The sequence below is a fragment of the Acidobacterium sp. S8 genome (genome assembly GCF_009765985.1).
Taxonomy (GTDB): Bacteria; Acidobacteriota; Terriglobia; order Terriglobales; family Acidobacteriaceae; genus Alloacidobacterium.
The window spans coordinates 97,508-111,308 of record NZ_LMUM01000034.1; the positions used below are offsets into that span (position 1 = coordinate 97,508).

A 13,801-nucleotide genomic window follows, 5' to 3' on the forward strand; every position below is an offset into this window, starting at 1 on the left:
AGCCAAATAATCAAAGCATCGTGTTTCGCCGCTCCATCAACATCACATCGCGCCAGACGCCATCCATGCGTCCCAGCTTTTCCCTCACACCAACGACGCGAAACCCACATCGTTTATGCGCCTCGACGCTGGCAATATTCTCAGGAAAAATTCCCGCCTGCAGCGTCCATAGTCCCTGCCTCTCCGACTCCTCCACAAGAGCCGCCAGCAACTGTCGCCCAATCTTCCGGCCGCGCATGCGCTCGGCTACATATAGGCTTACCTCGGCCACGCCGCCATAGACGCATCGCCCCGATACCGGGGCCAGCGCTGCCCAGCCGGCAATCTCGTCACCTGCGCGTCCTATAAGCCGGCTGTGCGATAGATGCGCAGCATCCCATGCGGCCCAATCCGGAGCGGACTTCTCAAACGTGGCATTGCCCGTCGCAATCCCCTCCAGATAAATAGCGCGTACAGCAGGCCAATCTGCAGGCGTCATTGCATCAATATGGAACTCTTCCATTTGCCGAAGCCCATTCCTTTTGATAAATCGCAGCCATCGCCGGTTTGACCCGTCCATACCACGCTGCTAGACTTTAAGTATCTCAGCAGACAGCATTTTCCCTGCCTGCCAGTTCCCCCTTCCGCAAAAGGATTTTGAAGGAAACTCGTGGATACACAAACACGTCACGCCCTAAAGCAGGACAGCTTCATTCAGGCAACCACCTCCAGCATCGGCTGGGTCGAGGCGCATCGCTCGACCGTCATCAAGGTGTCTGTTGTAGCCGTTGCCCTCATCGCCGTCGTTCTCGCTGGCGTCATCTTTTATAACAATCGCTCCGAGCGCGCTGAAGTCCTCTTTGGCCAGGCCATGGACATTTACAACACGCCGCTCGCCCAGGCGGGACAGCCCGCCGAACCGGGCCTCAAGACCTATGCCTCCTCAGCCGACCGCGCCAAAGCTGCGCACCCCTTATTTGAGGAAGCAGCCGAGAAGTATGGCTGGTTCAAGGCCGGTGCCAATGCGCGTTACCTCGCAGGCATGACCGCGCTCGATATGGGTCAGAGCTCCGCAGGCGAAAACGATCTCAAGCAGGCAGCTGACGGACACGACAGCGGAGTCGCCGCACTCGCCAAGCTCGCTCTCGCGGGTCTTTATCACCAGACGAACCGCGACTCGCAGGCCATCGATCTCTATAAGCAGCTCATCGCCAAGCCAACTCTGACCGTCCCGGCCAGCATGGCGAAGTTGCAGCTTGCCGCTCTTTACGAAAACACCCGTCCCGACGAGGCGAAAAAGCTCTACGCCGAAATCAAGGACCAGGACAAGACCACGGCAGCCGGCCAGATCGCCACGCAGAAGTTGCAGGGCGCAACCGCTCAGCCGCAGCCGCAACCGCTGCAACCGTAATCTATCCGTTGAATCCAAAGAAGCCCGCCTCGCGCGGGCTTTTTTCATGAGCGAAATGGCCACCCGGCCCGTCAGTCCTTGGTAGAAGCGATGAGTTCTTTTGAAACACAAGCCGCCGGGTGGTTTTACACTCAACCTGTCTTGAAATCCCGCGAAGATGTGAGCGAAATCATCACCGCGCTCGTCGCTGAATACTCGACGACGCTTTACCGCGTCGCTTATTCGGTCACGCGGAACGCCGCCGAAGCCGAAGATATCGTGCAGGAAACATTTCTTCGCGTGCTGAAACATCAGAACAAGCTGGGCGAAATCCGTGATGCTCGCGTCTGGCTTGTGCGCATCGCCTGGAACCTCGCGCTCGACCGCAAGCGCCGAGGCAAGACGCGCCCGGAAACAGAAGACATCGCCGACCTCGTCCGCACTCTGCCCTCATCCGAGCGGCGTGCCGACGACGAGGTGATCTCCGCACAGGAACAGGCGCGCGTGCTCGCGCTGATCGACAATCTGCCCGTAAAAGAGCGGCAGGCGTTGCTGCTCTCTGCTATGGATGAGCTCTCAACCGCAGAAATCGCCGGCATTTGCTCCACGACTGAATCATCGATCCGCTCGCGTATCTTTCGCGCCCGTCGCGATCTGGCCGCCATGCTGGAAAAACAGGGAAGCAGCCGATGACCCTTTATCACAACAATCCGGACGAACAGATCGATGCCGCGCTCCGGCGCCTCGCCAGTGCGGCGCCTCCACCCGATCTTGAACAGCGTGTACGCGCCCGCCTGCGTCATAAATCCGCCGAGCGCAAGACCAGCGGCGGCAAGCTCATGGATTTCTTCTTCGGTCAGCGGATCGTCTTCGCCTCCGCTGCAGCGGGACTGGTCGGCTTTATGATCGTCGTCGGCAGCGTGCAGCACTCACATCAGCGCGCATTTTCCGCCCCCGCTATCCATCTGCCTTCTGGCAATGGACTAGGAGCTGCATCCAGCACCCACATCGCGCCTGCGCCCATCGCCGTCCCGGAACATTCCCGCGCCCGCTCCGAACATAAAGTAGAAAACGGACGCGCCACCGTCTCTCGCGATGCGCGCAAACCTAAAGGTGTCGCCGTTCCCGAATCCACAGCTCCGGAAAAACCGTAAGTGACAACATGGGCGCCCATCCTTTTGTGCTCTTGGCAAAAGGTGGGAAGGCGAATTAGCTCGAAAACCCTTCAAACAGCATGTGCAGAACCGCCAGCACAGCCGCACCAATAAACGCTGCGCCGAAAGTCGTCACATAAAACCCCGGCACAATCCCGCTCGCCAGCTTCAGAATCACCGCATTGATCACTAGGAAGAACAATCCCAGCGTCAGGATCCCAAGCGGCAATGTAATCAGCTTCAGCAGGAATCCCAGCGTCACATTCAGCAACCCGATGACGACCACGGCAATCAACGCAGACGGCAGGTTGGCCACCTTGAAGCCTGGCACCAGCCACGCCACAATCAGCAATGCAATCGCATCCAAAATCCATCTCACCAGCAGGCTCAGCATATCGTCGTTCTCCCTTTCGTATGAGGAACCATTTCGACTCTACCAGCGTATCCTGAGATGTTGAAGAAGCACAGACTCCTTTTCGCCAACGGCATCATCGTTCTCGCGGTCGCGCGCGCCTGTGCGCAGACCGCGCAAGCGCCCCTGCCTGACGTGCCCACCCTCATGAAGCAGGTGGAAGAGCACCAGCACAAAATGGACCAGGTGCGCGAGAACTATACCTATCACGAAACCGTCATCACTCACGAGCTGGACAAACAAGGCAACGTCAAGAAAATCGAGAGCGAGGAAGACAATGTCTTCTTCGTGAACAGCCATGAAATTCACTCAAGGGTGAAGAAAGATGGCAAAGAGCTGAGCGCCAGCGATCAGAAAAAGGAACAGGAGCGGGTTCAGAAAGACGTTGAGAAAGCTTCCAAGACGCCGCCCGGTCAATCGCCAGATAAGGACGACGTCACCGTCACCCGCCTCCTCCAGATCTTGAAAGTTTCAAACCCCCGCCGCGAGCAGATGGACAACCGCAGCGTCATCGCCTTCGACTTTACCGGTGACCCGCACGCAAAAACACACGGCATGGCAGAAGACGCATCGAAGAAACTTGGTGGCACCATCTGGATCGATGAGAGCGACCGCGAGGTGCGCCGCATGATCGCTCACTTTAACGACAACTTTCACATCGGTTTTGGCCTGTTTTCCGTTGGAAAAGGAAGCACTTTCGTCTTCGACCAAAAGCTCGTTAACAATGAGCTATGGCTTCCCACGGACGCGCAGGCTCACGTCATCGCGCATGCAATTGGTGTCATCGGCTGGCGTGGTGATCTTGCCGTCACCGACAACGACTACAAAAAATTCCACGCCGATGCCGCAGAACAGCCCGGAGCGGCTGTCATGCCTCCACCCACGCACTAGAGCGCGCCGACGCTGAGCATCTGGCGAAGAAAGATATCAGCACTTACCCATAAAAAGAGCCGCCCTCGCAGGGCGGCTCTTTTTGTAACTATAGCAGGCACAAATTACTGTTGTGGCTGTGCCGGAGGTGCCGCAGCATCGCCAGAGGCTCCGCCGTGCCTTTCCTGCATACGTTCCTGCATCTTCTGCTGCATGGCTTCGTATTTCTGTTTCTGCTGATCGTTCAGCACCGCTTCGATCTTGCCGGTCGTGTCCTCGTGCAGACTCTTTGCCTTCGCCATCTTGTCATCGCGCGAGAGCGATGTGTCCTGATGCAGCTGCATCATCTGCTGCTGCTGATTTTCGAGGATCGGCTTGATCTGCGTTTGCTGATCCGAAGTTAGATTGAGCGTCTTCGTCAAATGCTCAAGTTGTTTGTCGGGGCTGAATCCCTGGCCCCTCGGTCCGTGCATAGGTGGGGCGGGAGCCGTAGATTGATCCTGCGCGAAGCCTGTCATTCCAAGTCCGAGCAAGCCAGTGAGTGCGATACTACAGAGCAATTTCCGCATATCGTGTTATTTCCTCCAACACTTCTTCTAAACACCATCCGGCACGCCGGGTTGCGTACCAAACGCTTCCGAAGCAGATAGACGATGGAATCCCTGCGGAAGACCACCTCGCACATAATTTTTATCTGTGAATCGTTTTGGCTGACTCTATTTCGTAGTCGTAAGTGGAGGCATCACCACCGGCTCCGAACGCAGTCCGCAAGGCAGCAAATCGTCCGCATGTTCTTGAGGATGCGGGACATACGCATAAGCGAAAATTGCCCTGTACTCACGTTCTCCGGGGTTATTACAGATGGCGCAACTGGGCCGGTAAGTGAGTGAGGGATGGTCATGCACCGTCTCGGTCCACTCCTGCGAAGCATGCGCAGCTACGGTCATATATTCGGGATGCTGCGGCAACTCCTTCGGCTGATAAGCAAAGACCTCGCCCTTTTCGTTGTAGGCATCTACAAAACTGCCGCCTGAGCCGCTCGATGCCCTCCATAGCCACTTGCTGCCTACATGCGCATACCAGTGCGCGCTCGATGGCACCGGCCTGGCCAGACGAATGTTCTTATTTGTATCGTTCTTGATTACAAATATAAATCCGGGGCCTTTGCCCGGCTCAGCCTCCGCCAGATAACTGGCCGTCAAATTGATATGCGAGCACAAAGGCACGTAAGGACCGGGATGATGGGTAACCGCGCTTCCCGTCGAAACGGAGACGGCGGTAAGTACAGCGATAGCTGCTGAAAAAGAGCCCTTGCGCATATTCATCTGATCCAGACTATCGTGCTCAGCGCGTTTTTGCTGCGAGTGGCAGACGTCGATGTTACTATCCTCGCAAACGAAATACTATGCGGCGTGCTCTTCCATTAGCGCTGGTCGCCCTTGCTACTGCGTCCATGTATGCGTCTGATCTGACGCTGACGCATACTTCTGAATTCGCTGGCCAAACAGGTCGCGTCATGCGGACCAACTCCACCATCATGATCCATAACCAGCGCAGCCGCATACCCGCAGCGGATGAAGGAAAAGCCAACGGCCAGCGCATCGCATTCGTCCGGCAATGTGATCTCAAGCAGTCCATCACCATCGATCTCGACAACCAGATTTACTCCGTTCACCCACTCCCTAAAGGATTAACCCACGCAGAATACGAAGCCGCGAAAGTAAAAGCCCAGTCGCAGCCAAAGCCCGCAGAAACGCTCACGATCATAACCAACGTCGAAGATACAGGCGAGACAAAGCTCCTCTTTGGCCGCATCGCGTACCATTACAAAATCCATACCAAACGCGAGCCAAGCTCCGGGGCCAATGCCGAAGCTCGCGAGGAATTCACTGACGGCTGGTTCATCGATATCCCCGAATATCAGCAGCTGCGTAGCTGCGACCCATTTGCAGAATCGGGCACACGACACGCAGCCGTCTTCATCAACTATTCCGATTCCAGTCCAATGAACTATCGCATCGTACCGAAAATCACCGGAGCAAAAATGCAAGCCACGTATCCCGCCGACACCTTTACCACCACGCACGAATGGTTAAAGCAGCCCGACGGCAGCGTAAACGAGTACACCAGCACCACTAAAGAAAAAATCGCTACGCTCAGCACCGATCCACTCGACCCCGGGCTCTTCGACGCGCCGAAAGATTACGCTCGCGTCTCTGAAGTAAAAACCATCCCCACACCCTCATGGATCTACCGCGCGGAAATAGCCTGGGCAAAGTTCTGGAGTGGGTTGGATTCTGAGAGCGGAAACCCAATAAGAATAAACACAGAGATTGGCATTTCACTTCGCACCGTGATATCACCGAAAGCATGACGACTCTTCAACAGGATCCGGCAGAAGCAGCCAAGCGCAGGGCGGCCGAGTGGGCCGCATCACAAGTAGAAGAAGGCATGGCCGTCGGTCTCGGTTCCGGTACAACTTCGGCGCTGGTCATTGAAGAAGTAGGCCGCCGGGTTGCTACTGGTCTGCGCATCACCGCTATCGCTACCTCCGAGCAGTCACATCGCCAGGCTATCTCACTCGGCATCCCCATGACAGACTTCGCCCGTCAGCCGCACCTCGATCTCACCATCGACGGCGCCGACGAAGTCCAACAGGGCACACTGCATCTCATCAAGGGCCATGGAGGCGCATTGTTGCGCGAGAAAATTGTTGCGATGGCCAGCAGCAAATTGCTCATCGCTGTCGATCCGCGAAAGCTTGTAATAGCTCTTGGCTCAACCTTCACCGTGCCGGTAGAAACCGTTCCTTTCGGATGGGAAACCACCGCCACCCGTCTGCGCGATCTCGGCTTCGCTCCCGAGCTAAGAGTGAATGACAATGGCCAACCCTACATCACTGACGGTCAGCACTACATCCTGCACTGCAGCCTGCCCAAGTCCGGCCTTACACCAGAGCAGGCCGCCGAAGCATTCAACCAGACCGTAGGCGTCGTTGAGCACGGCCTCTTCCTCGGCATGGCGGACAAGGTCGTCATCGGACGCGTTGACGGCGTTGAGATTTTGGAACCCATGTCGGCCACGCTTCCCGGCTAGTTCCCGCTGTGCCCCGTGCATCGCAATACGCCGAGATATTGCTTCCACGGACCAACAGCGTCACGGTATTGATAGGCCATCACCCGGGAGATCTGGTGCAGATGCGTCAAATCATGAGTAGCCCAAGTTGCCAGCAGTTGCGACAGCGTTACTGCTCCAAACGCAGGGTGGAGTCCACGCGCAGATAATCTTTCCGGCGATAAATCCCATCGGGACAGCTCCTCGATGTTCCCCGCTCGAAGCCGTGCAAATTCATCCAGCAATTCTTCCAGAGACTTCCCGGCGCCTTCCCGCTTGTGCCCTTCGCGATCGAACGGCTCGAATGCCCGGCTCTCACAGAATTGCAAAATCCACTTTGCCCGCAACATCCAGTTCACGCGTTCGCCGTCAATCAGATGGCCAATGACATCGAACACACTCCACGTACCATGGCCTTCATTTCTCAGCGTCCAGACTTCCGGCAGGTCGCGCAGAAGGGCATTAAGAGCACGAGGTGTGCGAGAAAGCAGCGCTATCGTTTCTTCGAGACTATGTTCCATCGCACTTCACTCCGTTTCGCTTGTGATTACGGATGGCGAGAGCTTTTTTACAGCAGTTGATACCACGCATTAAGTTCAGCGCGAAACCCAGCGTACACGCCAGCTTTTCTCCGCAGCCTGAAACAGAAACACGCAGAAGACCGTGATCAAAGGTTCCAGCGGATGCCGGAATCTTGCACCTGGCGTGACGAAATAATAGCTGATGGGCAGCAGTAGAAACGCCCATGCAAACAGGCCTGATGCAGGAATGCGCCGTCGCCATGAAAGCCACAACCCAAGAAGAGCGGCAAAACTCAACAAGCTGTAATTGATCTCTCGCAGATACTCAGCTGCGGCCTGCCGCTCATCCGAATGAGGCACGCCGACCCAGTAAAAATAAAACCGCTTCAGGCTGATTTTGAGGAAGTGTTCGCGATGCGCGCGAATGTATGCCTTCGCTTTGTCACCCTGCATTTTCACGTATCGAACCTCGCCCATCTCGCGATAGACGGCGATCCGGTTTGCGCCATCGATAATCGGCAGCGTGCCGCCCCACGGAAATCCCTCCGAGCCCGGCCCGTTGCCCGCATACAGTTCCGCGCCAAGGTTCCCTCGAATGGGAATGAAGGTGTGAAAGACGTGCCAGTTGCGAACAATCCACGGCATCAGGCAGGCCCAGAAAACAATCGACCCCAGTACAGCTCCGCGAATGGCCGCAGCCTTGTTCTTCGCGCCAAAAACAATCCAAAGCCCGCAGATCGGAAGCATTAGCAGCGGCGAAGGATTCGACAGCGCCACGCCCGCCCACACCAGCCCGAACAGAAGCCAGTACGGAAGCGTGTTTCGCTCGCGGTCGTCGCCAACACCGCGCATCCGCAATGCAATCACCAGCACCCAGGCGAAGAGCATTGTGGTCAGCGTCATCTCCCACACCCAGCGAACGGCATACTGCATCGCCGCCGGATACAACGCCCACAACCAGCCCGACCACTGTGCGATGCTCGCGCCGTTGCGTTCTTTCGCGTAGCAGCGCTTCGCAATCTCGTAAACCGCAGGCACCGTAGCCGCCGAGAAGACGCTGTTCACGCACAGAATCGCCCATCCCGAGAGCTTCGTATACACGCCGAAAATCTTGAAAACCGCGGCGAGAATCAGCGGATAGAGCGGTGGATTCCAGGCCGTCGGCCCGGTATTGCTCACAAACGGATCGGCATACCCGCGACCGATCGCCAGCGCGCGCGAAATGCGCCCCATCTCCCATCCGAACTCGAAATGATCGTTGAAGGTGTGAAAGCGATAGCTGCGGGTGATCGTAATGTAGAGCACGCGTACCAAAAGCGCCACCCAGAACATCGTCCAGGGCGACTTCCAATCGATCCGCTTCTTTGTCTCTGTGGACTCTATGACAGCCATTTCAGCAGCCGGATGGCTCCCATCGACGCTGGTTTCGAATGCGCCGACGCATCGGTGCGCGCATGGATCTCATCCTTCCTCTCCGCATAGTATTCATAAGCGCGCGTCAGCATCTCTTCATTGGTCACAGTCGGCTGCCATCCCAGCTGTGCTTTCGCCTTGGTCGTGTCGAAGAGGAAGTCTTCCGCAATCATCTGGTAGTGATAAGGTCCCAGCGGCGATACCTTCAGCACGTGCGCCAGCTTCATCGCCGCCAGCGTCGGACCCTTCGGCAGCGAACGTACGCGCGATTTGCTTCCCGCCTTGCGAATCACCGCCTCGTACACCTCGCGAAGGGTCTTCACGTTGTCCGAGCCAACGTGAAAGGTATCCGATCCCTGATAGTCAAGCGCACGGATGCACGCCGAAGCCAGGTCCTGTGCATAGATGAACTGGTAGCGATTGTCACCCTTGCCGACTACCCAGATCGTATTGCCGTCGTGCATGAACTCGAAGAGGATGGCAAGCAATCCCAGCCGCCCGCTGTCGATGATCGTAGGACAGCGCAGTGTTACGATGTCGAGCTTGTCGGTATATTTTGTCAGGCCCTGTTCTGCAGCCAGCTTTGACTTGCCGTAGATCTCGATCGGCTGCGGCGGCTCCGTCTCGGCAACCGGATGCCCCAGGTTGCTGGCCCATAGACAGTTTGTCGAGATGAAGACCATCTTCTTTACGCCGGCCGTAACACAGGCTTTCGCAAGGTTCAGCGTACCGTCGATATTGGAGGTCCACAGCTGGTCGCTGTCGATCTTTCCGTGCGCGAGCATCGCCGCACAATGAATGACGCCGTCGAAGCGCTCTTCGTAGAAGACTTTTGCGAGCAGCGCCGTGTCCCTCAGATCACCCTGCACGCTCTGCAGTCCGGGCAATCGGTCCGTGTCAGGAAGCAGGTCGTAATTCACGCAGGTGTAGCCTTCGGCCAGCAGTCTGCGTTTGAGTACGCCGCCGAAAAAGCCGGACCCGCCAGTGACAAGAATATGGGGCATTTTTCCCAGTCTACTCTGCCGTCATTCTGACGACCAACGGAAGGAAGAATCTCAAGCCAGGCCGATTTGGGATTCTTCTCCCATGGCTCAGAATCACGGCTTTCATACTTGATCTACATCAAAGGAAAGCTTAATTCCTGACGCAAATGTCGGAGCTGCATGCGCTGCGGGCGACGGTGTATCCTCAACACCATGATGCGCATACGTCCTATCTTGGTGTTTCCGATCGCCTCCCTCGCCTTCATTGCCTTTCCGCTTTTCGCGCAGCAGGCAGACAAGCCCAAGCCCGAAGACACAGAGGTTTGGGAACCGGTACCGGCAGTGGTGACCCCGGGAGCGACACCCACCGCGGCTCCCTCCGACGCGATCATCCTCTTCGACGGTAAGAATGAGGACGAATGGGTATCCGCGCAGGACAAATCTCCAGCCAAATGGATCGTCTCCGATGGCGTACTGACCGTCAGTAAAGCGCCCGGTGTGGGCAACATCGAAACCAAACGAACATTCAAGAACTATCAACTTCACATCGAGTGGAAGGTCCCTGAAAATATCACCGGCTCGGGCCAGGCGCGCGGCAACAGCGGTGTTTTTCTTGCCTCTACCGGTCCCGGCGACGATGGATATGAATTGCAGGTTCTCGATTGCTACAACAACAAAACCTACGTCAATGGAATGGTCGGAAGCATCTACAAGCAGGCTATTCCTCTGGCGAATGCGGCCCGTAAACCCGGAGAATGGCAGAGCTACGACGTGGTGTGGACCGCGCCGACCTTCAATGAAGATGGTTCTTTGAAAACACCCTCCTATGTCACGGTCTTCTTCAATGGCGTATTGGTAGAGAACCATTTCGAGTTGAAAGGCCAAACCCTGTATATCGGAAAGCCTTTCTATAAGAAATACGATTCGGCCCCGATCAAGCTGCAGGCGCACGGCGACCACAGCGAGCCCCTCAGCTTCCGGAACATCTGGGTGAGAGAGCTGAACTAGGCGCTTTTCAGAGACGGCGAACGTGCATGCCTTGCCACAAAACCGGGTCTGGGGTAGACTAAAGATTCGGCACCAGTATGGGCATCGGTCTGTCTGCTTGCCCGCCCTCCTCGCACAAGCGAAGAACGCAGTTTCAGCGGGCTCTGGTATGCACGAAAGTTCAGGATTTTTGGAGTGAGTTATGGCTCAGGTCTGCGAAATCTGCGGCAAAGGCCCGCAATTCGGTAATAACATCTCGCACGCGCACAACATCACCAAGCGGCGCTGGAACGTCAACCTCCGTCCAGTCAAAGCCAAGGTGGAAGGTGGCGCGAAGAAGTTGCGCGTCTGCACCAGCTGCATCAAGAGCGGCAAGGTCGTCAAAGCTTAACCTGCGGATCATTCCGCAATAAAAAGCCCCGGAAACGGGGCTTTTTCTATTCATCCCGCAGCAATTGCGCTGGCTCCGCTAAAAGCGCTCGCCGCGCCGGAATAGCCGCCGAAAGCAGCCCCACCAGGGCCATCGTCAGCACCGCAGCCAGAATCACCAGCGGGTCCGAGGCCGAAGCTTGGTACACAATGCTGGCCAGTACCCAGCTGGCGGTCAGGCCCAGTATTAGCCCGGCCAGCGACCCCGCTCCCAGCAGCAGCGTCGCTCGTCCCAGAGCCGCACGCAATACATGCCGGTTCTGCGCACCCAGGGCTACGCGAATACCCAGCTCCCGCATACGCTTCGAGACGGTATAGCTCGCCATTCCGAAGATGCCTGTGATCGCCAGCATCATGCCCAGCGCTCCCAGAATGCCGAGTGCAACCGTAGCCGCGCGCGCCGGCAGCATCACAAAACTCAACGCGTCAGGCCATGCGCTGAGGCTGAACACCGGCAGCGCCGGATCGACGCCCGCAATCGCCTGCCGCATGGCTGGAATGATCTCTGCCCCGCTGCGGTCAGAGCGCGCCAGCAGCACCAGGCTGCTGTCCCTGCTCTGCGCAAACGGCCGATAGACCACAGGCTTCAGGTCTTCCGCCAGGGTCTCGTACTTGCCGTCTTCGACGACGCCGACGATCTCGGTATTTTGACCCATCCCCGCCATGTAGAGCTTGCCCACCACGTTCTCGGTTCCGAAGAGCTGTTTTGCAAATGTCCGGTTCACGATGGCGACCTGCGGCGCGTGCTTGTCGTCATGCACGGTAAAGGCGCGGCCCGCCAGAAGCCTCGTTCCAGCCACGGAGAAATAGTCCGGGGAAACCTTGTAGACGTTAGCGTTGAACTTCATCCCTGCGACGCCGAAATCCGTTGTGCCCGGCGCATAGATCGCCGACCCATTCTGATTCAGGCTCAGCGGCGTCGTATCCGAAAACGCCGCTGCGGTCACTCCCGGAATATGTGCGACGGCATCGAGCAGACGCTGCTGTGCTGCGGGAATATCTGCATCGCCGTATCCGGCAAGATGCAGGTCCATGCTGGCCAGCGTAACGCCATCCGGACGAATGCCGATCGGCATGGTAAAAGTGCGCAGCAAACCGCGCAGCGAAACAAACGACGCCGTCACCAGCAGGCAGCAGAGCGCAATCTGCACCGCCAGCAGAATGTCGCGCAGCGCAAACCTGCGCTGGCCCGCGTCTGTAGCTCCGGCTGCTTTCAACACCTGGTTCGGGTCCGTCTTCCATATCTGGCGTGCCGGAACCACCCCAAAGAGCACTCCGGTAAACAAGGCCAGCAATACGGCAAAGATATAGATGCCTGCACCCGGCTCGACCAGAAACTGCACCGGAATCTCCGACTGCGGACGCCATACCGTGAGCAGGTGCAGCAATTGCGCCGCGGCAAAGGCAGCGACTGCGCCTCCAGCCACTGCCAGCAGCACAGACTCGGTCAGCAGCTGCCGCAATATCCTCCTGCGGCTGGAGCCGACAGCGATGCGAATGCCCATCTCGCGGGCGCGATCCGCCGAGCGTGCCGCGAACAATCCACCCAGATTGGCGCAGGCGGCCAGCAACACCAGCAGGGCCAGCCCCATCACTCCATACAGAAAGGCGTGCACCGGCCCGCTCAGCGCATTGCCCAGCAGGCCCGGCTGCGTCAGCGTCAGGTGCAGCTTCCTGTCATCCTCCGGATATTGCTGTGCCAGCAGCGCGGCTACATTGGCGAGATCGGCTGTAGCCTGCGCAGGCGTTATCCCGGGTTTGAGCCGTCCAATGTCCCACGAATTGCTGTTTCCGCGGCTGTCGAGCCAGCTGTAGCCTTCGATCTGTTCCTCGTCCTGCACCGGAACCCATATCTCCGGCCAGAAAAAACGCTCCGTGCCGTTGAAGCTTTGAGGCGCGACTCCAATCACCGTATAGGGCTGTTTGTTCAACCGCACCGTCTTGCCTACAACATTCGGATCGCCGCCAAACCGCACCTTCCAGCAGGCATAACTAAGCACGGCATTCGGGCTCCCGTTCTTATTCGCGTCATCGGCAGGATGCAGAAAGCGGCCCAGCACAGGCTTTATACCGAGCATGTCGAAGTAGTTGCCGCTAACCTCATATCCCCAGACCGGCTGGGCGGTTCCGTTTGCATCGAACCCGATACGCGCCAGCCGGTACATTGCCACATTGGAAAATGTGCGGTTGCGGTCTCGGATATCGCGGTAGTTGGGATACGACATGGCGATGCCGCCGGGATGCTGAATCTGGAAGATGCGGCTCGCCTCCGGCACCGGCAGCGAATGCAGCACCAGCGCATTGAGCACTCCGAAGACGACGACATTCGCCCCGATAGCCAGTGTGAGCGTAAGGATGGCGGTCAGAGCAAACCCGGGCGAGCGGCGAAGCTGCCGCAATGTGTAGCGGATATCCTGCAATACCTCGTGCATGTAGAGCCCTCGGCAGAAACTGTCGCCTATCAGATACGGCACGTACAGCACCACACCCAGGTTGGGATGAACGATTGATTCCATGCGGGTTATCGCCCACCTCCTGCATACGCACTT

General features: G+C 57.4%; 16 protein-coding genes. 8 read left to right on the plus strand and 8 right to left on the minus strand.

The window, feature by feature from the left end:
* Positions 1-10: 10 nt before the first annotated feature.
* Positions 11-478 carry a GNAT family N-acetyltransferase gene (locus GSQ86_RS15615; RefSeq protein ID WP_254062425.1) on the minus strand — a complete coding sequence of 156 codons (468 nt, stop codon included), beginning with the start codon at positions 476-478 and terminating at the stop codon, positions 11-13.
* 171 nt (positions 479-649) lie between these two features.
* Here GSQ86_RS15615 and GSQ86_RS15620 point away from each other — a divergent pair, with 171 nt between their 5' ends.
* The 3 genes from GSQ86_RS15620 to GSQ86_RS15630 all read left to right on the plus strand — a co-directional run bounded on the left by GSQ86_RS15620 (position 650) and on the right by GSQ86_RS15630 (position 2,523).
* Positions 650-1,390 (plus strand): coatomer subunit epsilon, encoded by a 741-nt coding sequence (locus GSQ86_RS15620; RefSeq protein ID WP_158750883.1) that lies wholly within the window; start codon positions 650-652, stop codon positions 1,388-1,390.
* Positions 1,391-1,480: 90 nt separating this feature from the next.
* Complete coding sequence (locus GSQ86_RS15625; RefSeq protein ID WP_158750884.1) at positions 1,481-2,062, plus strand: RNA polymerase sigma factor; 582 nt, start codon at positions 1,481-1,483, stop codon at positions 2,060-2,062.
* A complete protein-coding gene (locus GSQ86_RS15630; RefSeq protein ID WP_158750885.1) occupies positions 2,059-2,523 on the plus strand; it encodes a hypothetical protein in 465 nt (154 codons plus the stop codon). The genes GSQ86_RS15625 and GSQ86_RS15630 overlap by 4 nt, the downstream gene beginning before the upstream one ends.
* 55 nt (positions 2,524-2,578) lie before the next feature.
* On the opposite strand, the gene GSQ86_RS15635 is transcribed toward GSQ86_RS15630, so the two are convergent.
* Positions 2,579-2,917 (minus strand): phage holin family protein, encoded by a 339-nt coding sequence (locus GSQ86_RS15635; protein ID WP_158750886.1) that lies wholly within the window; start codon positions 2,915-2,917, stop codon positions 2,579-2,581.
* 57 nt (positions 2,918-2,974) lie between these two features.
* Between GSQ86_RS15635 and GSQ86_RS15640 the strand changes: the two genes are divergently transcribed.
* Entirely contained in the window at positions 2,975-3,826 is an 852-nt protein-coding gene (locus GSQ86_RS15640; RefSeq protein ID WP_158750887.1) for a hypothetical protein, read from the plus strand.
* A 104-nt stretch (positions 3,827-3,930) separates the two neighbouring features.
* Here GSQ86_RS15640 and GSQ86_RS15645 read toward each other — a convergent pair whose 3' ends face one another.
* On the minus strand, positions 3,931-4,374 hold the full coding sequence (locus tag GSQ86_RS15645; protein ID WP_158750888.1) for a hypothetical protein: 444 nt from the start codon (positions 4,372-4,374) through the stop codon (positions 3,931-3,933).
* Between the two features lie 147 nt (positions 4,375-4,521).
* Positions 4,522-5,124 carry a hypothetical protein gene (locus GSQ86_RS15650; protein ID WP_158750889.1) on the minus strand — a complete coding sequence of 201 codons (603 nt, stop codon included), beginning with the start codon at positions 5,122-5,124 and terminating at the stop codon, positions 4,522-4,524.
* An 86-nt stretch (positions 5,125-5,210) separates the two neighbouring features.
* Here GSQ86_RS15650 and GSQ86_RS15655 point away from each other — a divergent pair, with 86 nt between their 5' ends.
* Positions 5,211-6,179: a hypothetical protein gene (locus GSQ86_RS15655; RefSeq protein WP_158750890.1), complete on the plus strand. Its 969-nt coding sequence runs from the start codon at positions 5,211-5,213 to the stop codon at positions 6,177-6,179.
* Positions 6,176-6,901 carry a ribose 5-phosphate isomerase A gene (rpiA, locus tag GSQ86_RS15660; RefSeq protein ID WP_158750891.1) on the plus strand — a complete coding sequence of 242 codons (726 nt, stop codon included), beginning with the start codon at positions 6,176-6,178 and terminating at the stop codon, positions 6,899-6,901. The genes GSQ86_RS15655 and rpiA overlap by 4 nt, the downstream gene beginning before the upstream one ends.
* Here the strand turns inward: rpiA and GSQ86_RS15665 are convergent.
* The 3 genes from GSQ86_RS15665 to GSQ86_RS15675 all read right to left on the minus strand — a co-directional run bounded on the left by GSQ86_RS15665 (position 6,898) and on the right by GSQ86_RS15675 (position 9,857).
* On the minus strand, positions 6,898-7,440 hold the full coding sequence (locus GSQ86_RS15665; RefSeq protein ID WP_158750892.1) for a DinB family protein: 543 nt from the start codon (positions 7,438-7,440) through the stop codon (positions 6,898-6,900). The two genes, rpiA and GSQ86_RS15665, sit on opposite strands and share 4 nt — an antisense overlap.
* 75 nt (positions 7,441-7,515) lie before the next feature.
* Positions 7,516-8,832, minus strand: coding sequence for a glycosyltransferase family 39 protein (locus GSQ86_RS15670; RefSeq protein ID WP_254062426.1), 1,317 nt, complete (start codon positions 8,830-8,832; stop codon positions 7,516-7,518).
* Positions 8,820-9,857 carry an NAD(P)-dependent oxidoreductase gene (locus tag GSQ86_RS15675; protein WP_158750893.1) on the minus strand — a complete coding sequence of 346 codons (1,038 nt, stop codon included), beginning with the start codon at positions 9,855-9,857 and terminating at the stop codon, positions 8,820-8,822. The genes GSQ86_RS15670 and GSQ86_RS15675 overlap by 13 nt, the downstream gene beginning before the upstream one ends.
* Positions 9,858-10,049: 192 nt before the next feature.
* Between GSQ86_RS15675 and GSQ86_RS15680 the strand changes: the two genes are divergently transcribed.
* Complete coding sequence (locus GSQ86_RS15680) at positions 10,050-10,844, plus strand: DUF1080 domain-containing protein (protein WP_254062427.1); 795 nt, start codon at positions 10,050-10,052, stop codon at positions 10,842-10,844.
* A 181-nt stretch (positions 10,845-11,025) separates the two neighbouring features.
* Complete coding sequence (rpmB, locus tag GSQ86_RS15685) at positions 11,026-11,214, plus strand: 50S ribosomal protein L28 (protein WP_158750894.1); 189 nt, start codon at positions 11,026-11,028, stop codon at positions 11,212-11,214.
* A gap of 46 nt (positions 11,215-11,260) precedes the next feature.
* Here rpmB and GSQ86_RS15690 read toward each other — a convergent pair whose 3' ends face one another.
* Positions 11,261-13,768, minus strand: a complete 2,508-nt coding sequence (locus tag GSQ86_RS15690; RefSeq protein WP_254062428.1) for an ABC transporter permease — start codon at positions 13,766-13,768, stop codon at positions 11,261-11,263.
* Positions 13,769-13,801 lie beyond the last annotated feature (33 nt).

Excerpts from the sequence above, each read along its gene's own strand:
- GSQ86_RS15650 (WP_158750889.1), bottom strand. The coding sequence starts at position 5,124 with ATGCGCAAGGGCTCTTTTTCAGCAGCTATCGCTGTACTTACCGCCGTC.
- rpmB (WP_158750894.1), top strand. The coding sequence starts at position 11,026 with ATGGCTCAGGTCTGCGAAATCTGCGGCAAAGGCCCGCAATTCGGTAAT.
- GSQ86_RS15635 (WP_158750886.1), bottom strand. The coding sequence starts at position 2,917 with ATGCTGAGCCTGCTGGTGAGATGGATTTTGGATGCGATTGCATTGCTG.
- GSQ86_RS15645 (WP_158750888.1), bottom strand. The coding sequence starts at position 4,374 with ATGCGGAAATTGCTCTGTAGTATCGCACTCACTGGCTTGCTCGGACTT.
- GSQ86_RS15665 (WP_158750892.1), bottom strand. The coding sequence starts at position 7,440 with ATGGAACATAGTCTCGAAGAAACGATAGCGCTGCTTTCTCGCACACCT.
- GSQ86_RS15655 (WP_158750890.1), top strand. The coding sequence starts at position 5,211 with ATGCGGCGTGCTCTTCCATTAGCGCTGGTCGCCCTTGCTACTGCGTCC.
- GSQ86_RS15630 (WP_158750885.1), top strand. The coding sequence starts at position 2,059 with ATGACCCTTTATCACAACAATCCGGACGAACAGATCGATGCCGCGCTC.
- rpiA (WP_158750891.1), top strand. The coding sequence starts at position 6,176 with ATGACGACTCTTCAACAGGATCCGGCAGAAGCAGCCAAGCGCAGGGCG.
- GSQ86_RS15675 (WP_158750893.1), bottom strand. The coding sequence starts at position 9,857 with ATGCCCCATATTCTTGTCACTGGCGGGTCCGGCTTTTTCGGCGGCGTA.
- GSQ86_RS15680 (WP_254062427.1), top strand. The coding sequence starts at position 10,050 with ATGATGCGCATACGTCCTATCTTGGTGTTTCCGATCGCCTCCCTCGCC.
- GSQ86_RS15670 (WP_254062426.1), bottom strand. The coding sequence starts at position 8,832 with ATGGCTGTCATAGAGTCCACAGAGACAAAGAAGCGGATCGATTGGAAG.
- GSQ86_RS15640 (WP_158750887.1), top strand. The coding sequence starts at position 2,975 with ATGTTGAAGAAGCACAGACTCCTTTTCGCCAACGGCATCATCGTTCTC.
- GSQ86_RS15615 (WP_254062425.1), bottom strand. The coding sequence starts at position 478 with ATGACGCCTGCAGATTGGCCTGCTGTACGCGCTATTTATCTGGAGGGG.
- GSQ86_RS15690 (WP_254062428.1), bottom strand. The coding sequence starts at position 13,768 with ATGGAATCAATCGTTCATCCCAACCTGGGTGTGGTGCTGTACGTGCCG.
- GSQ86_RS15625 (WP_158750884.1), top strand. The coding sequence starts at position 1,481 with ATGAGTTCTTTTGAAACACAAGCCGCCGGGTGGTTTTACACTCAACCT.